At 58.5% G+C, this 22,939-nt stretch carries 20 protein-coding genes; 12 read left to right on the top strand and 8 right to left on the bottom strand.

Annotated features, from left to right (window positions below; all coding sequences use genetic code 11):
• The first annotated feature begins 95 nt into the window (after nt 1-95).
• From ABVS15_RS04850 to ABVS15_RS04840, 3 genes are all read left to right on the top strand, one after another.
• A complete protein-coding gene (locus ABVS15_RS04850) occupies nt 96-536 on the top strand; it encodes a MarR family winged helix-turn-helix transcriptional regulator (protein ID WP_369282627.1) in 441 nt (146 codons plus the stop codon).
• Complete coding sequence (locus ABVS15_RS04845) at nt 530-2,266, top strand: ABC transporter ATP-binding protein (RefSeq protein ID WP_369282626.1); 1,737 nt, start codon at nt 530-532, stop codon at nt 2,264-2,266. Before ABVS15_RS04850 ends, ABVS15_RS04845 begins: the two co-directional genes overlap by 7 nt.
• Before the next feature lie 100 nt (nt 2,267-2,366).
• Complete coding sequence (locus ABVS15_RS04840) at nt 2,367-4,151, top strand: ABC transporter ATP-binding protein (protein ID WP_369282787.1); 1,785 nt, start codon at nt 2,367-2,369, stop codon at nt 4,149-4,151.
• 287 nt (nt 4,152-4,438) lie between these two features.
• Here the strand turns inward: ABVS15_RS04840 and nudC are convergent, their stop codons facing one another.
• From nudC to ABVS15_RS04825, 3 genes are all read right to left on the bottom strand, one after another.
• Complete coding sequence (gene nudC / locus ABVS15_RS04835) at nt 4,439-5,278, bottom strand: NAD(+) diphosphatase (protein ID WP_369282625.1); 840 nt, start codon at nt 5,276-5,278, stop codon at nt 4,439-4,441.
• 41 nt (nt 5,279-5,319) lie between these two features.
• Nucleotides 5,320-5,802, bottom strand: coding sequence for a DUF4330 family protein (locus tag ABVS15_RS04830; RefSeq protein WP_369282624.1), 483 nt, complete (start codon nt 5,800-5,802; stop codon nt 5,320-5,322).
• A gap of 131 nt (nt 5,803-5,933) precedes the next feature.
• A complete protein-coding gene (locus tag ABVS15_RS04825) occupies nt 5,934-6,524 on the bottom strand; it encodes an N-acetyltransferase family protein (protein WP_369282623.1) in 591 nt (196 codons plus the stop codon).
• Between the two features lie 121 nt (nt 6,525-6,645).
• Between ABVS15_RS04825 and csaB the strand changes: the two genes are divergently transcribed.
• Both csaB and ABVS15_RS04815 read left to right on the top strand, forming a co-directional pair.
• Nucleotides 6,646-8,871 (top strand): polysaccharide pyruvyl transferase CsaB, encoded by a 2,226-nt coding sequence (gene csaB / locus ABVS15_RS04820; RefSeq protein ID WP_369282622.1) that lies wholly within the window; start codon nt 6,646-6,648, stop codon nt 8,869-8,871.
• Nucleotides 8,872-8,971: 100 nt separating this feature from the next.
• The gene (locus tag ABVS15_RS04815; RefSeq protein ID WP_369282621.1) at nt 8,972-9,148 is read left to right on the top strand and encodes a DUF6774 domain-containing protein; all 177 of its coding nucleotides are present in this window, start codon (nt 8,972-8,974) and stop codon (nt 9,146-9,148) included.
• An 88-nt stretch (nt 9,149-9,236) separates the two neighbouring features.
• On the opposite strand, the gene ABVS15_RS04810 is transcribed toward ABVS15_RS04815, so the two are convergent.
• Complete coding sequence (locus ABVS15_RS04810) at nt 9,237-10,799, bottom strand: ClC family H(+)/Cl(-) exchange transporter (protein ID WP_369282620.1); 1,563 nt, start codon at nt 10,797-10,799, stop codon at nt 9,237-9,239.
• A 410-nt stretch (nt 10,800-11,209) separates the two neighbouring features.
• Between ABVS15_RS04810 and serC the strand changes: the two genes are divergently transcribed.
• Nucleotides 11,210-12,301 carry a 3-phosphoserine/phosphohydroxythreonine transaminase gene (serC, locus tag ABVS15_RS04805; protein ID WP_369282619.1) on the top strand — a complete coding sequence of 364 codons (1,092 nt, stop codon included), beginning with the start codon at nt 11,210-11,212 and terminating at the stop codon, nt 12,299-12,301.
• Between the two features lie 103 nt (nt 12,302-12,404).
• The gene (locus ABVS15_RS04800; RefSeq protein WP_369282618.1) at nt 12,405-13,310 is read left to right on the top strand and encodes an NAD(P)-dependent oxidoreductase; all 906 of its coding nucleotides are present in this window, start codon (nt 12,405-12,407) and stop codon (nt 13,308-13,310) included.
• Between the two features lie 130 nt (nt 13,311-13,440).
• Here ABVS15_RS04800 and ABVS15_RS04795 read toward each other — a convergent pair whose 3' ends face one another.
• Both ABVS15_RS04795 and hydA read right to left on the bottom strand, forming a co-directional pair.
• Nucleotides 13,441-13,905, bottom strand: coding sequence for a nucleoside deaminase (locus tag ABVS15_RS04795; protein WP_369282617.1), 465 nt, complete (start codon nt 13,903-13,905; stop codon nt 13,441-13,443).
• A gap of 176 nt (nt 13,906-14,081) precedes the next feature.
• Nucleotides 14,082-15,458 (bottom strand): dihydropyrimidinase, encoded by a 1,377-nt coding sequence (hydA, locus tag ABVS15_RS04790; protein ID WP_369282616.1) that lies wholly within the window; start codon nt 15,456-15,458, stop codon nt 14,082-14,084.
• A 262-nt stretch (nt 15,459-15,720) separates the two neighbouring features.
• Here hydA and ABVS15_RS04785 point away from each other — a divergent pair, with 262 nt between their 5' ends.
• Nucleotides 15,721-17,913 carry a 5'-nucleotidase C-terminal domain-containing protein gene (locus tag ABVS15_RS04785; RefSeq protein WP_369282615.1) on the top strand — a complete coding sequence of 731 codons (2,193 nt, stop codon included), beginning with the start codon at nt 15,721-15,723 and terminating at the stop codon, nt 17,911-17,913.
• A gap of 124 nt (nt 17,914-18,037) precedes the next feature.
• On the opposite strand, the gene ABVS15_RS04780 is transcribed toward ABVS15_RS04785, so the two are convergent.
• Nucleotides 18,038-18,235 carry an alpha/beta-type small acid-soluble spore protein gene (locus ABVS15_RS04780; RefSeq protein ID WP_293007622.1) on the bottom strand — a complete coding sequence of 66 codons (198 nt, stop codon included), beginning with the start codon at nt 18,233-18,235 and terminating at the stop codon, nt 18,038-18,040.
• Between the two features lie 280 nt (nt 18,236-18,515).
• Here ABVS15_RS04780 and ABVS15_RS04775 point away from each other — a divergent pair, with 280 nt between their 5' ends.
• Complete coding sequence (locus ABVS15_RS04775; protein WP_369282614.1) at nt 18,516-19,670, top strand: aminotransferase class V-fold PLP-dependent enzyme; 1,155 nt, start codon at nt 18,516-18,518, stop codon at nt 19,668-19,670.
• A gap of 110 nt (nt 19,671-19,780) precedes the next feature.
• Here the strand turns inward: ABVS15_RS04775 and ABVS15_RS04770 are convergent, their stop codons facing one another.
• Nucleotides 19,781-20,365, bottom strand: coding sequence for a hypothetical protein (locus tag ABVS15_RS04770; RefSeq protein WP_369282613.1), 585 nt, complete (start codon nt 20,363-20,365; stop codon nt 19,781-19,783).
• 403 nt (nt 20,366-20,768) lie between these two features.
• On the opposite strand from ABVS15_RS04770, the gene rpmE reads away from it, so the two are divergent.
• From rpmE to hflX, 3 genes are all read left to right on the top strand, one after another.
• Nucleotides 20,769-20,972, top strand: coding sequence for a 50S ribosomal protein L31 (gene rpmE, locus ABVS15_RS04765; RefSeq protein ID WP_312612068.1), 204 nt, complete (start codon nt 20,769-20,771; stop codon nt 20,970-20,972).
• A 130-nt stretch (nt 20,973-21,102) separates the two neighbouring features.
• Nucleotides 21,103-21,609, top strand: coding sequence for a flavin reductase family protein (locus ABVS15_RS04760; RefSeq protein ID WP_369282612.1), 507 nt, complete (start codon nt 21,103-21,105; stop codon nt 21,607-21,609).
• A 26-nt stretch (nt 21,610-21,635) separates the two neighbouring features.
• Nucleotides 21,636-22,925, top strand: a complete 1,290-nt coding sequence (gene hflX / locus ABVS15_RS04755; protein WP_369282611.1) for a GTPase HflX — start codon at nt 21,636-21,638, stop codon at nt 22,923-22,925.
• The last annotated feature ends 14 nt before the right edge of the window (nt 22,926-22,939 follow it).

Raw genomic sequence — 22,939 nt, 5'->3', positions numbered from 1 at the left:
ATCCAAAATTGCGTATTGACAACTTTTCGAAAGCGTGTTATTGTTTAGCACGCTAATAATTAGCCTGCGTAATAAATTTTGAAAGGAACAGCAGTATGGAAGATATGAAATCTCTCGGCCGGTCCATCGGCTGCGCAGCCCATTTGTTCCGTGAGCGGGGGGACGCACGCATGGCAAAATACGACGTGACGCCTCTTCAGGCCCATGTCATGATATATCTCGCCCATCAGGGCGGCCAGTCCACCCAGCAGGCGCTGGGTGAGCATCTGCGGGTAAAGCCCTCCACGGTCAACGGCATTGTGGACCGTATGGTGGAGCGGGAACTGATCGTGCGCAGCGCCGACCAGGCGGACGCCCGCCGCCGTCTTGTGGCCCTGACCGATACGGGGCAGGCGCGGCTGGAGCAGCTGCATCAGGAAATGCGGGAGACGGAGCGCCTTTTGGAATCCGCCTTCACCGCCGAGGAGTTGGCCCAGTTTCATACCCTTGTCAATCGCATGATTCAGAATTTAGAGGAGGACCGGAAAAAATGGTGAAAAAACTCCTGCCATATACAAAGGGCTATCGGCCATGGATCGCGCTGGGCATCGCCTGCTCCGCCATGGACGCTGTCTTCCAGCTTCTCATTCCGCTGGTGATGGCCGACATCGTGGACATCGGCGTTGCCAATGCCGACACGGGCTTTATTGTGCGCAAGGGCCTTTTGATGGTGGTCCTGGCGGCGGTGGCCATGGCTTTCGGCCTTGGCAGCGCCGCATCCTCCGCCCGGGCGGGCATGGGCTTCGGCGCAAACCTTCGGACGGCGGAATACGCCCGGGTGCAGGACTTTTCGTTTTCCAACATCGAAAAGTTTTCCACCGCATCTCTTGTGACCCGACTGACCAGCGACGTGCGGGTTTTAGAGATGACACTGATGATGAGCATGCGGCTGCTGGTCCGGGCGCCGGTGATGCTGGTGGCGGCGCTGGTGCTGGCTGTGCGGCTGAGCAGTCAGCTCTCCCGCGTGTTTCTGGCGGCGATTCCGCTTCTTGTGATTTTCGTGGTTCTGCTGATGACAAAGGTTGGCCCCCTGTTTCGCCAGCTTCAGGAGAAAACCGACGATGTGAACCTGGTGGTGCAGGAGAACCTCACCGGTATCCGGGTGGTAAAGTCCTTTGTCCGCGAGGCGTATGAAAAGGAGAAATTCGCCAAGCGGAACAACGGCCTGCGGGAAACCTCCGAAAAAGCCTTTGGCGCGGTGGTGGTGAACATGCCCGTGATGATGCTGATTATCTACGGCACCATTATCGCCGTCATGTGGTTCGGCGGGAAAATGGTTTTCGCCGGGACCATGGAGGTAGGCGGTCTTACCGCCTTTTTCTCCTACATCACGGAAATTTTGATTTCCCTGATGATGGTTTCCATGATTTTTATGATGATGTCCCGTTCCATCGCCTGCGCAAAGCGCATCTGTGAGGTGCTGGACGAGGTTCCCGCCGTCACCGACGCGCAGGCACAGTCCGGTGCGTCGGTGGAGTCCGGCTCCGTGGATTTTGAGAATGTAAGCTTCCGGTACAACGACGAGAGCGCCGGGTGGGTGCTCGAAGATGTGAGTCTTCACATCCCCGCCGGGTCCACCGTGGGCATTCTGGGAGGCACCGGCAGCGGAAAATCCACCCTCGTTTCTCTGATTCCCCGGCTGTACGAGGCTCAAAAAGGCACGGTTTTCGTAGGAAGCCGCCCCGTGGCGGACTACACCATGGAGCACCTCCGGGACGCAGTGTCCGTGGTACTGCAAAAAAACACGCTTTTTTCCGGTACCATTCGGGAAAATCTTCTCTGGGGCAATCCCGACGCCACGGAGGAGCAGCTTCTCGCGGCCTGCCGCTCCGCCTGTGCGGACGAATTTTTAGACCGGATGCCCGAGGGGCTGGACACCGACCTTGGTCAGGGCGGCGTAAACGTCTCCGGCGGGCAGAAGCAGCGGCTGTGCATTGCCCGGGCCATTTTGAAGCAGCCGAAAATATTGATTCTGGACGATTCCACCAGCGCCGTGGACACCGCCACGGACGCGAAAATCCGCGAGGCCTTCCGCCGGGACCTGCCGGGCACCACAAAGCTGATCATCGCCCAGCGGATTTCCTCCATCGCGGATGCGAATTTGATTCTGGTGCTGGATAAGGGCCGGGTGGTGGCCCAGGGTTCCCACGAGAAATTGATGAAAACCTGTGACATTTATCAGGACGTCTATCTGTCCCAGCAGGAAGGAGTGAGCATCGGTGGCTGAACAAAAAAACGGCGCAAATCGCGCTCCCGTCCCCCGGGGCGGCCCCAATCAGGGCGGCTATCAAAAGCCCAAAAACCTGCGGGGCACCGTGGGCAGGCTGATGGGCTATCTCGGCCGTTATAAGCTCCGGCTGGCACTGGTGGCGGTTTGTATTCTCCTCAGCTCGGCATGCAGTGTGGGCGGGTCCTATCTGATGCGCCCGCTGATCAACGACTATATTCTCCCCGGCAACTTTCCCGGTCTTGCAAAAATGCTGGCCGTGATGGGGGGCATCTATCTTCTCGGCGCGGGATTGAGCTTTGCCTATGCCCGGATGATGGTCCGGATTTCCCAAAGCACCGTGGCGGCTCTGCGGCGGGATTTGTTTGCAAAGCTGCAAACCCTGCCCCTGAAGTATTTCGACGCCCACACCCACGGCGAGCTGATGAGCCGCTTTACCAACGACATTGACAACGTCAGCGAGGCCATCAACAACTCCTTTGCCTCCCTGATTTCCTCCGCAGCCACCTTCTTGGGAACGCTTGCCATGATGCTTTATATCAGCCCCCTGCTCACATGCATTACCTTTGCCGTGCTGGCGGTGATGCTGGCGGCGGTGCGGGGCATCGGCGGACGGAGCCGTAAAAGCTTCACCGCCCAGCAAAAGGCCATCGGCGCGGTGAACGGCTATATTGAGGAGATGACCGAGGGCCAGAAGGTCATCAAGGTCTTCAACCACGAGCCCGCCGCAATTGAGGGTTTCCGGGAGCGGAACGAAGCCTACCGGCAGGCATCCACCAGCGCCCAGAGCTTTGCCGGGGCCATGATGCCAGTGATGGGCAACCTCAGCTATTTAAACTATGCCGTCACCTGCATGGCGGGTGCGCTTCTTGCCATTCGCAGCGGCGACTTGGGCGGCCTTGCGGCCTTTTTGCAGTACACCCGTCAGGTGTCTCAGCCCGTCAGTCAGGTGTCCCAGCAGGTGAATGTCCTTCTGGCGGCGGTGGCGGGCGCGGAGCGCATTTTCGAGGTCATGGAGACGGAGCCGGAGCAAAATTCCGGCAAGGTCACTCTGGTCCGGGCAAAATGCCTTTCCGGAAACCGCATCGAGGAAACCGACATTGAAACCGGCGCATGGGCCTGGAAAAAGCCCGACGGTGCGCTGATTCCGGTCCGGGGCGATGTGCGGTTTGACCATGTGGTGTTCAGCTATGACGGCAGCAAGACGATCTTGAACGGCATCTCCCTCTACGCCGAGCCGGGGCAAAAAATTGCGCTGGTAGGCTCCACCGGCGCGGGCAAAACCACGATTACAAATCTCATCAACCGGTTTTACGAGCTTGACAGCGGAACCATCACCTACGACGGAATCGACATCCGGGATATTGAAAAGGACTCCCTTCGTAAATCTCTTGGCGTTGTCTTGCAGGACACTCACCTGTTCAGCGGCACCGTGGCGGACAATATCCGGTACGGCAGGCTGGACGCCACAGACGAAGAGGTGGAAGCCGCGGCAAAGCTTGCCAACGCGGACGGGTTTATCCGCCACCTGCCTCAGGGCTATGCAACCGTTCTCTCCGGGGACGGCGGCAGTCTCAGTCAGGGTGAGCGTCAGCTTTTGAACATCGCGCGGGCGGCGCTGTCCAATCCCCCCGTGCTGATTCTGGACGAAGCCACCAGCTCCATCGACACCCGGACGGAAAAGCTGATTGAAAAAGGCATGGACCAGTTGATGGCGGGGCGCACGGTGTTTGTCATCGCCCACCGCCTTTCCACCGTCCGCAACTCTCAGGCCATTCTGGTGCTGGAGCAGGGCGAAATCATCGAGCGGGGCGGACACAACGACCTGCTGGACCAACAGGGCCGCTACTACCGGCTCTACACCGGGCAGGCGGAGCTGGCCTGAGGAGGCTCTCCGGGAAGTTTCGTCCCAGTACACCGCAACCGTGCAAAAAAAGCAGGAGCGTCTCTCCCATGGGAGAGACGCTCCTGTTCCTTTTTTAACACCCCGCACCGGCGGGTGCAGGCTTTTGCGGGGACGTTTTGCCGCTTCTCATTTCCTTTTGCCGCTTTATGTTCGCTTTCGGCGCTCTGCCCATCCCCATGGCCCTCGGCATTCTGCACCTGCTTTCACCGGTCTGCGTTTACTTTTGGGAGAAAGCGGAAAGTTTCTCCAATGTAATGGTAGTCCCGTCAGCGGGGGTCCTTTCCCAGACGGAACAGCTCCGTCATGGTATGTGTCAGATCAATGGGGTCGTGGCTTTCGGGAACCTCTTCCCGGCGCAGCCAGACGGCCTCGTTCACCTCCCGGGTGTCCAGCGTGACGGTGTCGTCCCCGTCCAGCTCGGCCCAGAAGCCCACCATCTGGTTGCCCGCAAAGCCCCATGGCTGGTCGGCATGGTACCGCACGTTTTTCACCCGCAGGCCCACTTCCTCCATGACCTCCCGTCGGGCAGTCTCAGCCATGGTTTCCCCAATCTCGGTAAACCCGGCAATTAGGGCGTACTGCGCCACCATGGGCCGGTCGGCGTAGCGGATCAGCAGCAGTTTTTCTCCGTTTCGCACGGCCACCACCACCGCGGGATTGATGCGGGGATAGACCAGCGCCCCGCAATCAGCGCAGCGCATGGCCCGCTCCTTATCGTCCCGGACCGTGGGCGCACCGCAGAAGCCGCAGAAGCGATTGGCGCGGTACCAGTTTGCAAGGTGCATCGCCGTGGCTCCCACAAGGCGGAGAAACGGCGGCTCCATGCGGCGAAACACCGCCGGGGACGTCGTCTTCAGCCCGGAGCGAATGCTCTCGGACGGTCCCTCCAGCAGGTAAAACCGCTGCTCGTCCACGGAGAAGAGATAAATCAGCTTCTCCTCCTCCGCGCCCAGCGCCAGCACCTCAGCCACTGAGGGAAAGCTCCCCTCCCCCGTCAGAAGCACGTTCCCTTCGTGAAACAGCACCGCCGAATCGCCGCCCTCCGGCGGCGGGGGCGGAACCTTGAATTCATTGTGAAAGCTGTGGGGCGCGATATCCTGAAGCATGAAAATGCCCTCCTGTCATAGCCCTCGGTTTCCTCCGAAGCTTACTCCCCCCACGTCACATCCACAATGGTTACTTCGCTGAACTCGATGTATTCGCTTTTCAAAACGTAATCCGTCTTGCCCACCCGGACCTCCTGATCGCCCACCTTGGTGGTCTGGACTGCCGCGTCCGGCACGTTGATGCTGGCGGTGAAGTACAGGTTCTTGTGATAGGGGTCCTCCACCCAGTTCCCGTTTTCGTCCAGCGCATAGTAAGGCTCCTGCTCAACGGAATCAATCTGCCCGTCCAGCAGCTTCCCGGAGGCCATCAGTCTGGAAGGGATGTGCTCCAGAGAATTTTCATAGAGGGCGTTGTCCACTCCCTCGGCCTTGACCACATAGGTCACGCGGACTGTCTTCGCCTCGCCGCCGGTACTGCCGCTGCCCCGGCTGATCAGCTTGCTCCCTACAAACACTGCCACCGCCAGAAGCAAAAGGACCGCAATCACGTCGATCACGTTAAATTTCTTTTTGGACCGCTCCATCTGTCAACCTCCAAGTAAAATGAGTTTTCCGGTTTGGGCTTGTCCTCACCAGTCCGCGCCCCCGGCGCGGATTTTCCTAATAAACGCCGGGTGGGCCGCTTTTGCCGCGCCGCCCATCCGCCGACCGGGAATCAGGGGCACATAAAGCCCGCCGCGTCAAAGGGCTTTACCGCAGGCTGGTCTGCCGTGTGGGGTCCGAGGTGCTTTTCCATCCACACCGAGTCATACCAGCGGCCAAACTTATAGCCGCACTGGGAAAAATGCCCCACCAGCTTATATCCGAGACGCCCATGAAACTCCACGCTGTCCCGGGTCAAATGCGGGTCCTCCCCGGTGGGATAGGCAATGGAGGCGTAAAGATTTAAAATATTCTGGGCCGCCAGCGCCTGCTCCAGCGCGTCGTAAAGTTGCTTTCCAAGGCCCCGGCGCTTCGCCCTCTCCGCGATATACACCGTGGTTTCCACCGCCCAGCCAAAGGCCGCCCGCTCATGCAGCGCATGGGCGCAGGCATAGCCCAGAATCTCGCCGTCCTCCTCCGCCACGAGGTAAGGATACCGCTTCAGAATTTCTTCAATGCGCCCGGCAAACTCCGTGACGGTGGGCACGTCATATTCAAAGGTAATGGCCGTCTTTTCCACGTAGGGCGCGTAGATGCGCACCAGTGCTTCCGCGTCCTCCGGGGTCGCCACTCTGATTTTACAATTTTTACGGTCATTTTCCATCAATGCGCCTCCGTTCGTCTCTTGCTCCTTGCTTTCGAACCTTGGCTATTGTATAATATTTTTCGAGTTTGTACAAGAGGGATTTCACGCCCCACGGGCGTTTTTCAAAAGAGGGAGCGCTATGAAAGTCATCCATCTCATCAGCGGCGGCGATTCCGGCGGGGCCAAAACCCATGTTCTGAGTCTTCTGCGCCATCTGAATGAAACCATTACGGCCCAGTTGGTCTGCTTCCGGGACGGGCCCTTCGCAGAAGAGGCCCGGGCGCTTGGGATTCCCACGGAGATTATGTCGGGAAACCATATCCTGCGCATCCGCAACCGCCTGACGCAATACATCCGGGAGGGCGGGTATCAGGTCATCCACTGCCATGGAGCCAGAGCCAATCTTCTGGGGGCCATGCTTCGCAGAACCACCGGCCTTCCCGTCTGCTCCACGGTCCACAGCGACTATAAGCTGGACTACATGGGCAGGCCATTCAGCCGTCTCACCTTTGGCAATATCAACGCCCGGGCGCTTCGGACGCTGGACTATCGCATCGGCGTGTCCGACGCGATGGTGGACCTGCTGATTCGCAGGGGCTTCCCCCCCGACAGATTTTTCACCATCTACAACGGCATAGACTTCACCCCCGCCCCGCCCCAGGGGGACCGGCTGCCCTATCTGCGGGAGCTGGGCCTTACCGCGGAGGAGGACAGCGTGGTGGTTGGCATCGCCGCCCGCCTGAACCCGGTGAAGGACATTTCCACGCTGGTGCGGGGCTTTGCAAAGGCCCACGCAAAGTGCGGCCGACTGCGCCTGCTGATCGCAGGAGACGGCGAGGAGCGGCAAAAGCTGGAGACTCTGGCAGACGAGTTGGGCGTTGGGGGGCAGGTGTGCTTTGCCGGTTGGATTTCCGGCGGTATGGACCGGTTTTACAGCGCCCTGGACGTCAACGCCCTCACCTCCGTGTCGGAGACGTTTCCCTATGCCCTGACGGAGGGCGCCCGCTTTCACCTAGCCACCGTGGCTACCGCCGTGGGCGGCATTCCCGCCCTCATCGACACGGACGTAAACGGTTATCTCTTCACCCCCGGCGACGACGAGGCTCTTGGCGCGGCGCTGGCCTCTCTGGCGGAGAACGACGACCTTCGCCGGGACATGGGGGAGCGGCTGTTTGAAAAGGCATCCACTCAGTTTTCCATTCAGAAGACGGTGGATACCCAGCTCCATATTTACGGGGAGATTATCCGCCGCTACAACCGCCCCAAGACTGGCCGGGACGGAGTGGTCATCTGCGGAGCCTACGGACGGGGCAACGCCGGGGACGACGCGATTCTGGAGGCCATTTTGCAGGAGATGCGAGCCATCGACCCGGACATGCCGGTGCTGGTTTTGAGTAAAAACCCCGCGGAAACCCGCCTTGCTTATCGGGTCCCGGCGGTGCAGCGCTTTAACTATCCCGCCTGGCGCGCTGCCATGCGTCACAGCAAGCTGTATATCAACGGCGGAGGCAGCCTGATTCAGGACGTGACCTCCCGTCGGTCCCTGTGGTTTTATCTGCACAACATCGCCACCGCTAAGCGACTGGGCTGCAAGGTGCAGATGTATGGCTGCGGCATCGGCCCCGTCTCCCGCCCCAGCCACCGGAAAATGGCGGCAAAGGTACTAAACGCCTCCGTGGACGTGATCACGCTGCGGGAGCCCGACTCTCAGGCGGAGCTTGCGTCCATGGGCGTGACGGGTCCCGTGATTCTTCTCACCGCCGACCCGGCCCTGACTTTGCACTGCGCCCCCCCGGAGAGGACGGACAGCGTGCTTTTGCAGGCAGGGATTCCCACGGACGGGCGGTATATCTGCTTTGCCCTGCGTCGGTGGAAGGGCTTTGAGGAAAAGGCCCCTGTTTTTGCCGCCGCCGCAGAGTATGCCTACAATCGCCACGGGTTGACCCCCGTGTTTCTTGCGGTGGAAACCCATCAGGACCCTCTTGCGGCGGCTCTGGCCGCACAGGGCCTTACGGTGCCCCACTATTTCCTCAACGACGCGGGCCGGGCCGACACCATCATCGGCGCCCTCTCCCGGATGCAGGTGGTGGTATCCATGCGGCTCCACGCGCTGATTTTTGCCGCCGGACAGGGGATTCCCCTTGTCGGCGTGGTGTACGATCCCAAGGTTTCCTCCTTCCTGCGCTATATCGGGCAGGACTTGTTTGTGGATTTGGAGGAGGCGTCCTCCGAACAGCTATACGCCATGATCGACAAGGCCGTGGAGCGGACGGAGCGCCCGGGTGAGCAGGAGGCCGCCGTGGCCCGGCTGCGGGAGATGGAGCACCGGAACGTGAAAGCGGCAAAGCGCCTGATGGGCGTTTAAGCGGCGGACAAATACGCAAAAGGCGCGGTTTTTGGCCCGAAGGAAGCGTTTTCGGTGCTGGAAGCCGCGTTTTTTTCATACCCTGCATCAGGGTGATGCTATGAATCAAAATTGCTCCGACCCCCTGGCTCTGACCACGGCAGTCAACTCTCTTGCGGTGTGCATAGCCGGGTCTCTGGACGACGACGAGCTGGCCTTTTGCGCCGCGGTGCTGACCCAGTTGGGAGATACCTTGAACACCATCGCGGCCCAGCGGGCGCTGTGCGGCGGTCCCTGACGCCCGGCGGCAAACCGAACGCCCCCCGTGCAAGCCTGCACGGGGGGCGTTTTTTCATAGCCAAATCCTGTTGAACCGGGCCTGTTGTTCAGAATTTTTCGTGGCAAAGGTCCGTGACGGCGGCGCGCACCTTTTTCTCCTGCCCCTGCGGATAGAGAACCACAAGATAGTCCCCCGGAAGCAGGGTGGTCTCACCCCGGGGAATCATATCCTGATTGCCCCTCATCAAGCTGACAATCAGCGTGCCCGCAGGCCAGCCGATCTCGTCAATCCGCCGCCCTGCCGCGCAGCTTCCCAGCTCCACGGGAATCTCCATCAGATTTTTCCCCTCGGGGGCCACGGGGGCCTTGCGCTCCTTTTCCACAGAGCGATTCAAAAGCGCCTCATAAATCGGCTCCACCTTCATCAGATCGGACACCAGCAGCGCGGCAAACGCGCAGGCAGCCACCGGCAGCATGTGCACCAGCGTGCCGGTCATCTCCACCGTGAGCAAAATGGAGGTGATGGGGGCCTTCACCGCCGCAGCCAGCGCTGCCGTCATGGCGCACACGGCAAAATCCGGAATGTATTGCGCGGGAAACAGCCCAAGCTCCACGCAGGCAATGCCGAACACGCTTCCCGTCAGGGTCCCCACCGCCAGAATCGGCATAAAAATGCCGCCGGGAACGCCGCTGCCGAAGCTGGCGCAGGTAAATAAAAATTTCACCGCCAGCAAAACAAGCAGCAGCGATATCCCCCCGGTGGCGGTCTGGGCAAACGCAATCAAATCACGCCCTCCACCCAGCGTCAGAGGCAGAAACAACCCGCAGGGGATGGACAGTAGCATCACCGCGGCGGGCCTCCACCGGGCCGGCAGCACGTTTGCCGACAGCGGACCGGCGGCCAGCAGCGCCCGATTGAGAAGGCCCCCCACAAGCCCCGTCAGCGCCCCCAGCGGAAGCATCCAGAAATACATGTAAATCGGCATCTGGGGAATCTGGGTGAAATGTAGCTCTGGCGTCAGCCCGAAAAAGTATTTTGAAACAAAGTCGGCAACCAGCGACGCGGCGGTGGCCGTGAGCATAATGGCGGGGGAGAAATTGCGGTGAACCTCCTCCAGCGCGAAAATCACGCCGGACAGCGGCGCGTTGAACGCGGCGGCAAGTCCTGCGGCGGCGCCTCCGGTGATGAGGTAATTTTCCTCCACCTTGCTCCTGCCCAAAAGGCCCGACACGGCCTTGGCGCCCGCCGCGCCAATCTGGATAGAGGGTCCCTCCCGCCCCAAAGAAAGGCCGAAGAGGCCGCAAAGCCCTCCGGCCACAAACCGCACCGCCAGAACAGAGCGCCACTTCAGCTCCATGCCCAGCAGCACAGCCCCCTCCACCTGGGGAATGCCGCTTCCGGCGGCGGATGGTTCCAGCTTTACAAGCCAGGCAACGAAAAGTCCGGCAAGAACGGCCCCCAGCACCCACGGAATCAAAAACACAGGGTGCTCCCGAAAATAGGCATAGCATGCCACGGCAAATGCAGTCCCGTGCTCAATCAAAAGACGGTACAGCACCGTAATCAGTCCCGCCACCGCGCCGGTGAGCAGCGCCTTGACCGCAATACCCCATTTTAGCCGGTTAAAGTCGGATAAAAACCGGTAAAACTTTGTTCTCTGTTCACTCATTGTCAAAATCCTTTGCTTTGATTCTATAAAAAAACATCTGTTTACAGTATAGCACATGTTAAGATATCTTAACAAGACCGCCTGCATCAAAAATCTGCCGAATGGAAAACGGCCCTGTGTAAAAATATCGTGGAATCTGTTATTTTATAAATTTTGGAAAACACGCGGAAGAGACGGAGACGCGGGCGGCCTCTTTCCCATCCGCGTCCAATATGGCCAAATATATAGAATACGTAATCGTTTTTGGGCTTTTTCCATAAAAACGCCATAGTTTTTTAGCTTCTGCAATCTCTCCCTTTACGGTTGAATATTCCCTGGAAACGTCGTATACTGTGATTCAGATGTATGCCAGATTCAAAATGGCATATCCGGATTTGAAAACGCAGAATAATAATAACATGGAGGATCAGATGATGAAGTACGGACGTACCTACAATTTTTCCGCCGGCCCCGCTATGATGCCGGAAGCGGTTCTGGAGGAGATCGCCGCCGAAATGATGAACTACCGCGGCAGCGGCATGTGCGTCATGGAGATGAGCCACCGGTCCAAGGTTTTTGAAGAGATTCTGGCCGCTGCCAAGGACGACCTGAAGAAGCTGATGGGCATTCCAGACAACTATAAGATTCTGTTTGTGCAGGGCGGCGGCACGTTGCAGTTTGCCATGGTGGCCATGAATCTGCTCAAGGGCGGCGTGGGCTGCTATGTGGAAACCGGCGCCTGGTCCAAGAAGGCGATTGCCGAGGCCAAGAAATTCGGCGAGGTGAAGGTGGTCGCCTCCTCCGCCGACAAGAACTTCTCCTATGTGCCGGACTGCTCCGATCTGGACATTCCCGACAACGCGGACTACGTTTATATCTGCGAGAACGAAACCATCAATGGCCTGACCTATAGCAAGCTGCCCAACACCAAGGGCAAGATCCTGGTGTCCGACCAGTCCTCCATGTTCCTCTCCCGCCCCTGCAACGTGGCGGATTACGGCATGATCTGGGCCGGCGTGCAGAAGAACGTGGGCCCCGCCGGCATGGCCGTGGTCATCATCCGTGAGGATTTGATCCGCGACGATCTGGATGCCAAGGTCCCCACCTATCTCAGCTACAAGATCCACGCCGACAACGATTCTCTGTACAACACCCCCAACTGCTGGGCGATCTACTGCTGCGGCAAGGTCTTCAATTACCTGCTGAAAAACGGCGGGCTGGAGGCCATGGAGCAGCGCAATCAGGAGAAGGCCAAGGTGCTGTACGATTATCTGGACCAGAGCAAGCTGTTCACCGCGCCCGTTGAGAAGACGGACCGCTCCCTCATGAACGTGCCCTTCGTCTCCCCCAGCAAGGAGCAGGACGCCGCCGTGGTGGCCGCCAGCAAGGCCGCGGGCTTTGATAACCTGAAGGGCCACAAGTCCGTTGGCGGTCTGCGGGCCTCCATCTACAACGCCATGCCCAAGGAGGGCGTCGAGGCGCTGGTGGACTTCCTGAAGAAGTACGAGCAGGAGAACGCCTGATTGACTCAGCCGGGTATCCATCCCCCAATGGATATATGCTTTTCCGACGAAATGGCGCCCCTGGGGTGCGCCGGAAAATTGATGAAAAGGGGACTGTGAAAATATGAGAGTCTTAGTAACCGACGGCATGGACGCAGGTGCCATTGCGCAGCTGCGCGGCGACGGCTTTGAGGTTGTAGAGCAGTTTTATGAGCCCGATCAGCTGGGCGCGGCCCTGCGGGAGTTTGACATTGTGGTCATCCGCAGCGCCACCAAGATTAAGGAGCCTCAGATCGACGCTGCCAAGGGCAGCCAGCTCAAGCTGATTATCCGCGCCGGTGTGGGCGTGGACAACATCGCCGTGAAATACGCCGAGTCGGCAGGCATCAAGGTCATGAACACCCCCCGCGCCTCCTCCAACGCCGTGGCAGAGCTTGCCATCGCGCTGTTGTTTGCCTGCGCCCGCAGCCTTTCCGTGGCGGGCCACACCATGCGGGAGCAGAAGTGGGAGAAAAAGGCCTATTCCAAGGGCTTTGAGCTTCAGGGCAAAACCATGGGCGTGGTAGGCTACGGCCGCATCGGCCGCCTGATCGGCGAAAAGGCCCAGGCTCTGGGCATGAACGTGCTGTCCTCCGTTCATCGCAACAAGCCCGAGGGCTGCGAGGGTGAAACCATGCACTTTGTCTCCATGGATGAGTTGATTTCCCAGTCCGACGTGATTGCCCTCAGTGCCCCCGCCGGTGACAAGCCGCTGGTGGACGCGGAGAGCATTGCCAAGATGAAGGACGGCGTGGTGATTATCAACACCTCCCGCGGGTCCAACATCGACGAGGCCGCTTTGCTGGACGCGCTGAACTCCGGCAAGGTGAAGGCGGCGGGCCTTGACGTGTGGATGGATGAAAAGAATCCCAATTGGGAGCTTGCGTCTCATCCGGCAGTTTCCTGCGCACCCCACATCGGCGCGGGCACCAAGGAAGCCCAGAAGCGCATCGGCGCGGAGCTGGTGGACATCATCGAAAGCTTTAAGTAAGCAGAATGTCACTTTCCGCTTTGCGGATGTGTATTCCCAAAACTTGAAATAAAGCAGCGGTCGTCCGGTAAATACCGGACGACCGCTGCTTTAATAAAGATGTAAAGTTTCCGCAAATGCAAAGCCCTCTTTATCCCTTTGCGTGGCTTTTAAAATAGGCCTTCAGCACCGCAAGGCTCTCCTCCCGCAAAACGCCGGAGGTAACCTGCGGGCTGTGGAACGAATTTTCAAAGACCATCCGGCTGCATTCACAGCCGTCATTGCCCAAAATATGCTCAAGGTCATCGTTGCTCGCTCCGAAAACCAGCCGGCCAAGCTTCACCCACACCATGGCGCCACTGCACATGAAGCAGGGCTCACAGCTTGAATACATGGTATACTCCGTCAAATCCGTAATCCCGGTTTCCGCGCAAAACCGCCGGATCAGTCCGGTCTCTCCGTGGAAGGACGGGTCGTGCATGGTGTAAATCTGGTTTTCGTTTGTGTAGACAACCTCTCCGTCCTTCACCAGCACCGCGCCAAACGGCTCGTTCCCGTGCTCCACCGCCAGCCGCGAAAGCTCGATTGCCTGCTTCATAAAAACTTCGTCGTTCACGCTGTTCGCCTCCTGAATTTTGATTTGCCGATAGGCTGGGCCGCTTTCGCGTGCCTGTTTCCCTCGGCTTATTTTACGGTCGGCTCCGGATGCGTGTTCGTATCCTGAGCCGACTGGCTTTTTAGTTTCGTCTGAACATCCGTGTTATCATCATCTGCCGATGAGCAGGAGGGTCTTTAAAGAGAGTTTTTTCCACGGGCCATGTATTTTCCGTGGGGCTCCGCCACCAGAATTCTGCCAAGCTCCGCCATCAGTCTGCCCCGCAGGTAAACCTGCGCGATGCCGCCGGAGGTGACAACCCCCTCGTAGGGGGAATATCCTGCGGCGCTCACGCTGTCTTCCCCCCGGATGACATGGCTGGCGCCGGGGTCGTACACCACGATGTCCGCGTCACTCCCCACCCGGATGGCGCCCTTGCGGGGATACAGGCCGTACAGCTTGGCAGGGTTCTCGCTAAGCACCTGACACATGGTAGGCAGGGCAATCTTTTTCTTTTCCACACCGAAGGAATACAGCAGTTCGCCCCTTGTCTCCACGCCGGGAAGTCCCCCGGGAATCTTTGTGAAGTCCCCCCGGCCCACCTCCTTTTGCTCCAGCGTGAACGCGCAGTGGTCGGTGGAGACGGTCTGAATCAGACCCCGCTTCAGCCCCCGCCACAAATACGTCTGCTCCTCCTTCGCCCGGATGGGCGGCGCACAAACATACCGCGCGGCGGCGGAAAAATCCTCGTTGAAATAAACGCTTTCGTCCAGCACCAGATATTGGGGGCAAGTCTCCACATAGACCTTCTGCCCACGCTTCCGGGCGGACTCCGCCTCCTCCAGCGCCTGACGGTTGGTAAGATGGACGATAATCACCGGGCTGTCTGCCGCCTGCGCGATGCGCAAAAGACGGCTCACCGCCTCGGCCTCCAGATACGGGGGCCGGGTCTGGGGATGGGATGCGGGGGACAATTCGCCTGCGGCCTTTTTCTCTGCAATCATGGCGTCGATCACCCCGGCGTTTTCGCAGTGGAAGCCGCAGATGCCGCCCAGCCGGCGCAGGGCCTTCAGCGCGCTGTAAATCGCGCCGTCTCCAATCATCATGGCGGGATAGGTGAGATACATTTTGAAAGAAGAAATCCCCTGCGCGAACATGGCCGGAAGCTCCGCCTCCACAGAAGGGTTCCAATCGTCAATGGTCATGTGGAAGCCGTAGTCGCAAAAGGCGCGGCCGTCGGCCTTTTTGTGCCACAAATCCAGCCCGTATTGCAGGGACTCCCCTTTGTTAGGACACGCAAAGTCGATCACCGTGGTGGTGCCGCCGCGGATGGCGGCCCGGCTTCCGGAAGTGAAATCGTCTGCGGTGGTGGTATTGGCCACGTTCAGATCAAAATGGGTATGGGCGTCAATAAAGCCGGGGAACAAGAGCATTCCCGACACGTCCACCACATTTTCTCCCGTGGCGGACAGCCCCCTGCCAACCTGAACGATCTTTTCCCCGTCGATCAGCACGTCCGCCCGGCGAACCCCCCGGCCGGAAACAACACCGCCGCCCTTGAGTAATGTTCTCATCCAAAATCCTCCCTTGCGTTTTGTCTTGATACGACCTCAGCATAGCATAGTTTTCTCCGGATTTCCAGATGTGCAGAGCCTCTGCCGCAAAATATTTTCACGGCGGGACCCATTGCTTTTTTTCGCGCCGCCACTGGGTCAATCTGGCAAATTTTACGCCAATTTTGCGTTTTCCTCTTTCTTTTTTTTCCGGTGCGGGTTATACTACTCTCAACATAAAAGCACGGTTTGCGCCGCGCTTTTAAAATGAAGGAGGTAAAAGATGAGAAAGGCAATTTCCCTGTTGCTGGCTGTGATGACAGCCATGTCTTTGACCACACTCAGCTTCGCCGCTGAAAGCCCAGCCGCGGTGGACAAGGGCGACATTGTGGTGCTGTACACCAACGACGTTCACTGTGGTGTGGACGACAATATCGGCTACGCGGGCTTCGCAGCCTACGCCGCCGAGATGCGCAAGGCCACCGACTATGTGACCCTTGCCGACGTGGGCGACGCGGTGCAGGGCGCGGCTCTGGGCACCCTGTCCAAGGGCGAATACATCGTGGACATCATGAATCAGGTGGGCTACGATGTATCTATTCCCGGCAATCATGAGTTTGACTATGGGATGGATCAGTTCTTTAACCTGTCCAAGGCCCTGAAGAGCGGTTATGTCTGCGCCAACTTCATGGACCTGCGGACCAATAAGCCCGTGTTCGATGCGTACAAGATGGTCACCTACGGCGACACCAAGGTGGCCTATGTGGGCATCGCCACACCCGAATCCATCACCAAGTCCACCCCCACCTACTTCCAGGACAACACCGGCAAGTACATTTACGGCTTCTGCGCCGGCAACAACGGCAAGGAGCTGTACAACGCCGTGCAGTCCGCCGTTGACTCCGCCAAAACCGCAGGCGCGGACTATGTCATCGCCGTGGGCCATCTGGGCGACGACGCGCAGAGCGCTCCCTGGCGCTCCGCCGACGTGATTGCCAACGTCTCCGGCCTGACCGCCTTCCTCGACGGCCATGCCCACAGCACCATCCCTTCTGAGAAGGTCACGGATAAGGACGGCAAGACCGTTCTTCTCACCTCCACCGGCACGAAGCTGGCCGCCATCGGCAAGCTGGTTATCAAATCCAGCGGGACTGTTTCCACTGAGCTGGTGACAGACTATACCGCCAAGGATGCCACCGTTGACACCTTTGTCAAGGGCATTCAGGCCAAAAACGACGCGCTGCTGAACAAGGTGGTTGCCAAGACCTCCGTTGACCTGACCACGCTGGAGGCCGACGGCAAGACCCGCGCCATCCGTAATCAGGAAACCAATCTGGGCGATCTGGTTGCCGACGCTTACCGCGACGCGGCCGGCGCAGACGTGGCCATTGTCAACGGCGGCGGCATCCGTGCCGACATCAAGGCAGGAAACATCACCTATGGGCAGATCATCGCCGTGCATCCCTTCGGCAACGAGCTGCGGATGGTGGAGGCCACCGGCCAGCAGATTCTGGACGCGCTGGAAATGGCCTCCCGCACTGCTCCCGACGAAAATGGCGGCTTCCTTCAGGTCTCCGGCCTGACCTACACCATCGATACCAGCGTTCCCTCCACCGTGAAGACCGACGACAATAAAATGTTTGTCTCCGTCACCGGCGCGCGGCGGGTCAAGGACGTGAAGGTCGGCGGCGTGGACATCGTGGCCACCAAGACCTACAAGCTGGCCTCCCACAACTATATGCTGGAGGACGCAGGCGACGGCCTGAATATGTTCCAGAAGTGCAAGACCCTCAGCGTTCCCGCCATGCTGGACAATGAAATCCTGATTAACTACATCACCAGCACTTTGAAGGGCACCGTTCCCGCCGAGTATTCCAAGGCACAGGGCCGCATCACCGTCACCGGCGCGGTCATGCCCTTTACCGATGTGGCGTCCAACGCCTATTACTATGACGCGGTTCTCTTCTCCATTGAAAAGGGCCTGATTCCCGGCACTTCCGACACCGCTTTCAGCCCCAACGTCACCATGACCCGGGGCGACGTGGTGCTGGCTCTGTGGAATCTGGCTGGCAAGCCCTCCGCCAAGGCAAACCCTGCCTTCACCGATGTGGATTTCGCCACCGATTTGGGCAAGGCCGTGGCTTGGGCCAACGAGAACAGCATTGTCAACGGCAAGACCGAAACCACCTTCGTCTCTGGTGACTCTGTGAGCCGCCAGCAGTTCGCGGCGTTTATGTTCCGTTATGCCGAGGCTCTGGGGTACAGTGTCAGCGTTGGCGGCAGTCTGGGCGCGTTCACCGATGCGGGGCAGGTTTCCTCCTACGCCACCAAGGCGCTGGTGTGGGCCAACGGCAACAGCCTGATCAACGGATTCAACGACAACACGATCCGTCCCTTTGCCACCGCCACCCGCGGCCAGTCCGCAGCCATTATCTATCGCTTTGCCTCTACCCTGACCGTCAACAAGGCGGCCTGAGTTTCACGGTCAGCTGCTAAAAATCCCGCCGGTCCGTTTTTTCGGATCGGCGGGGCCTTTTTATAAACAAAACGCGGCTCCCGGCAGATAAAAACCGGGAGCCGCGCGTTTGTCTTAGGAGAAGTTACAGGGACTTCTCGTAGGACTCGATCATCTTCTTGACCATCTGGCCGCCGACAGAGCCGGCCTCGCGGGAGGTGAGGTCGCCGTTATAGCCTTCCTTCAGGTTGACGCCAACCTCGGAAGCAGCCTCCATCTTGAACTTATCCATGGCCGCGCGGGCCTCGGGGACGTTGATCTTGTTAGTGTTCTTGCTAGCCATAATTGTTTCTCCTTTTCTCAATTCCGAATTTATTGAATTCGTGTTTGTGGGTTTCTGGGTATCGCAAGAGTAGTTTAACTCGAAAAAATGAGAATATGCCGCAATTTTGGCGGTAAAATTTTGAAGCGCTGCAAATTCTCACCGTTTAAAAAGCACACCGACACACTGCCAATTCTTTATCGTTTTTTTGGATATGTATATATGTATGATTTTATCCGCCGATTGAACGGTTTTAAGATTCATATTAAGATGATTGTAAAAACACGGACGGAGGAACGCTATGGACACGATTTATTTTGACAACGCCGCCACCTCGTTTCCCAAGGCTCCCGGTGTGGGACGGGCGATGGCCGAGCTGATTGAAGGCGGAGCCTTTAACATCAGCCGTGGTGGCTATGAGCGGTCCTATGAGCTGCTGGGGCAGGTGCTGGACGCACGGGAACGGTTGAAGCGTCTTTTCTCCGCCCCAAAGGATGCCTGCGTCTGCTTTACCGGCGGAGTGACCGCCTCGGTAAACCAATTTTTAAAAGGGCTGCTGGTTCCCGGCGACCACATCATTGTCTCCTCCGTGGAGCACAACGCCGTGATGCGCCCGCTGCACACGCTGGCCCAGGCGGGGGTGGAGGTCAGTGCAGCCCAATGCGCCCCGGACGGGACCCTGGAGCTGGAGACAGTCCGCACGCTCCTTCGTAAAAACACAAAGGCAGTGCTGTGCACCCACGCGTCCAACGTCTGCGGCACCGTTTTACCCATAGGTGAAATCGGGGCGCTGTGCAGGGAACGAGGCGTGTGGTTTGCGGTGGACGCGGCCCAGACCGCAGGAGTTCTCCCCATTGATATGGAGGACATGTGCATTGACTTTCTGGCCTTTCCCGGCCACAAGGGACTCAGAGGCCCGCAGGGTGTGGGCGGCTTTGTGGTTATGCCGCTTCTTGCGAAAGCCATGCGTCCCGTAATTGAGGGCGGCACCGGCTCCCGATCCGACTCCGAGGAGCAGCCGGAATTTCTTCCCGACAAATTCGAAAGCGGCACGCTCCCCATCCCCGCGATCATCGGCCTGCGGCAGGCGCTGCTGGCCCTTGAAAACGGTCCGGAATCGGTTCTTGAAAAAGAAATGGCACTCACGAAATTGTTTTTAGAAGGGCTTTTAGAAATTCCCCGCGCAAAGGTGGCGGGAATTGCCGATCCGGCCCGGTTCTCCCAGCGGCTTGGCGTGGTCAGCGTGGATTTCTCCCCGGAGGATAATGCGGCGGTGGCCTATGCGCTTGAGCAGGAGGCAGGGGTTATGACCCGGGTGGGGCTGCACTGCGCGCCCCGCGCCCACCAGACCCTCAATACCTTTCCGCAGGGCACGGTCCGTTTTTCTTTCGGTCCCGAAAACACCGCCGATGAAGTGGCCCAGTGTCTTTCGGCCATTCGGTCGATTTTGAAATAGCGGATCGCCGGAGTTCGTTTGCGGTCTATGTGCTATGATTCCCCGTAAATTGCAAAAGAAAAAAGCGCGGGATGGAGGTTTCTCCATCCCGCGCCCTTGCGCCGATAAATCTAAATCGCCCGAGGCCTCTGGTCCGTGGCGGACTGGCGCAGCAACGCCTCCACAAACTCCGCGTCCCGCAGCCCATAAAAAACCAACCCGGCCGCCCGGTCCTGTCCCTCCGCACTCTGGAGGTCCGTTTTCGGGTTGCACGCCCTGAAACGGGGCTGGCGGTCGGCGTCTTCGAAAATGGCGCTGCCCATCACCAGCGCGTCCGCCTCCGGCTGAAGGCACACCCGCTTCACGTCGTCTACCTCGTCCAACTCCATATAATATACGCTCTTATCCCGGGTAAGCAAAATGGCTCTGCGGTCGGTGACGAAGTACTTCATCCCCATCACGCTCCACCGCTCCAGCCATGGCATGGCAATTACCAGCGCCGCCACCAGCGTCACCAGCGCGGCAAATTTGCCGCTGAGCGCGTCGCTCCCCGAGCTGTAAATTCCCAAAAGTGTAGAAATGCATATCAGCGTGATTCCCCATCTGACAAGAATTTTTCCTTTTTCCTGCTGACTCAGCAGAGGGACCGGTGCCGATTGTCCGCTCCAGCGGATAGTTTCTCCATCCCACAGATATTCTTTCAGCTCTTCGTTCATCTCGCTTCCCTCCCATTTCCTTTCGTAAAGCGGACGCCCTTTTCCGCCGCGCACCGCCCGACGTATTTGTCTGCTTTATTATAGCCTCAATCAGTGTTCAATGACTGCAAAGGCCCCGTCTGCTCCTGCTAAATTCTCGTAAAATTCCATTGCCTGATCGGTAGTTTTTGCTCAAAGTCGCCTCCGCATTTTTTGTGTCCTTTGGTGCTCCACAGCGCCTCCCTGCCTTTTGCCGGCTTTTTCAACCGGCAGGCTTTTTTGTACCGGAGTAATTTCCGTCGAAAATGGCAGTTTTTCCGAAATCTTCTTCAAAAAAACCTTGCAATCCGTAAAAAACTGTGTTAGACTAACTTGTGCCTTTAAAGGGCATTAGCGATTGGATCGAAAGAGGTGAACGAGAGCAATGAAGGAAGGAATCCATCCCGATTATCAGCAGACTACTATTTCTTGCGCCTGCGGTAATGTGATTGAGACAGGTTCTACCAAGAAGAATATCAAGGTGGAAGTCTGCTCTAAGTGTCACCCCTTCTTTACGGGCAAGCAGAAGCTGGTTGATACCGGCGGACGCGTGGCCAAGTTCAACAAGAAGTTCGGCTTGAACAACTAAGACCGACGACACGTTCACAAAGTCCCGTATCCGTGAGGATACGGGGCTTTTGCGCCTTTATCCGCTTTACAGTTTCGTACAAAGCGGATATACTATTACCACTATTAAAACGATGAAGGAGACGATTGTCATGCGCCTGAAACCTGTGAATCCCAAGGAGCTTTCCACGGAGGCCCTGCGCCTGTTCCCCAGGCGAACCCCTCTTTTGACAGCGGGAGACAAGACCGCCTGCAACACCATGACCATCGGCTGGGGCGGCTTGGGCACCCTTTGGAACAGGCCCGCCTGCACGGTGTACGTGCGACCCTCCCGCCATACCTTTCAATTTATGGAGAACCACGACTATTTCACCGTGTCCATCCTCCCCAAGGAGCGAAAGGACGCGCTGACCTTATGCGGCACCAAAAGCGGCAGGGATACCGACAAAATTGCCGCCTGCGGCCTTACGCTCTGCTACGGCGCGGGCGACGCCCCGTTTTTCGACGAGGCGGAGCTTGTGCTGGTGTGCCGCAAGCTGTATGCCCAAGACATGACGTCTGAGTTTGTCATCGACTCCGGCGCAGCGGCCTCTTTTTACCCGGAGGGCGACTGGCATCGCATGTATATCGGCGAGGTCGTGGAGGCCTATCAGGCATAACCGCCACAGGCGGAAAAAGGAGATTTATGCAGGAAACAAACGAAATCAGAGATAAAGTGGTGCTGGTGGGGCTGAACTCCCCGGTACTGCGCAAAGAGGAAATCGCCGATGAAACCACCATGGAGGAGCTGTCCGCCCTGGTGGATACCGCCGGCGGCGTGACAGAGGGAATTATCCTTCAAAACCGGGAAAAGCCCGACCCCCGCACCTTCATTGGTGAGGGAAAGGTGGCGGAGGTGCAGCTTTACTGTGAAAACACAGGGGCTACGATGGTCATTTTCGACAATGACCTCTCCCCCTCCCAGCAGCGGGTGCTGACGGAGCTTTTGGGCATTCAGGTACTGGACCGCTGTGGGTTGATTCTGGACATTTTTGCCCAGCGGGCCAAGACCAGAGAGGGCCGCCTTCAGGTGGAGCTGGCGGAGTATCAATACCTCCTCCCCCGGCTGACGGGCATGTGGACCCACTTAGAGCGTCAGGGCGGCACCAGCGGCAAGGGAGCCATTGGCTCCAAGGGTCCCGGCGAAACCCAGCTGGAAACCGACCGGCGGCTGATTCACAAAAAAATCGACAAGCTCCGTGCGGATTTGGAGGACGTGCGCCGGGTACGGAGCACCCAGCGCCAGCAGCGGAGGAAAAACGAGATTCCCGTGGTGGCCATCGTGGGCTACACCAATGCGGGCAAGTCCACACTTTTAAACCAGCTTACCGGCGCGGCCATTCCCGCCAACAACCGCCTGTTCGACACACTGGACACCACCAGCCGCCTTTTGACCGTCAGCGACACGCAGGACGTGATCCTCAGCGACACCGTGGGCTTTATCCGAAAGCTGCCCCACCAACTTGTGGAGGCGTTTAAGGCCACGCTGGAGGAGCTGGAATATGCAGACCTTCTGCTCCACGTCATCGACGTGTCCAACCCCGAGTGGCAGCAGCAGGCACAGGTAGTGGAGGAGTTGATCGGGGAGCTGGGCGCCAGCGACCTGCCCCGGATTGAGGTATTCAACAAGAGCGATCTCTCCGGCGGGGAAATACTCCCCCGGGGCGAGGACATGGTCACCATCTCCGCAAAAACCGGAACGGGCATTGAAGAGCTGCTGCACCTCATCGACCTCCGGCTGGACAAGGGTGCGCGGCGGGTGGTCATCCACCTGCCCTACGACAAGGGCGGAATGCTTGACATGCTGTACCGGGAGGCGAAGGTGGAGCTGGTGGAATACAGCGACACCATCGACGTGACCGCCGTGTGCGCCCCCCGGGTTTTGGGGCAGCTGACCCCCTATGTACAGGAGACAGAGGACGCGGACGACGAATGATACCGGAGTGAAAC

The organism is Oscillibacter sp. GMB15532 (assembly GCF_041020825.1).
Taxonomy (GTDB): Bacteria; Bacillota; Clostridia; order Oscillospirales; family Oscillospiraceae; genus Oscillibacter.
This window is presented reverse-complemented; position numbering and strand designations above follow the sequence as displayed.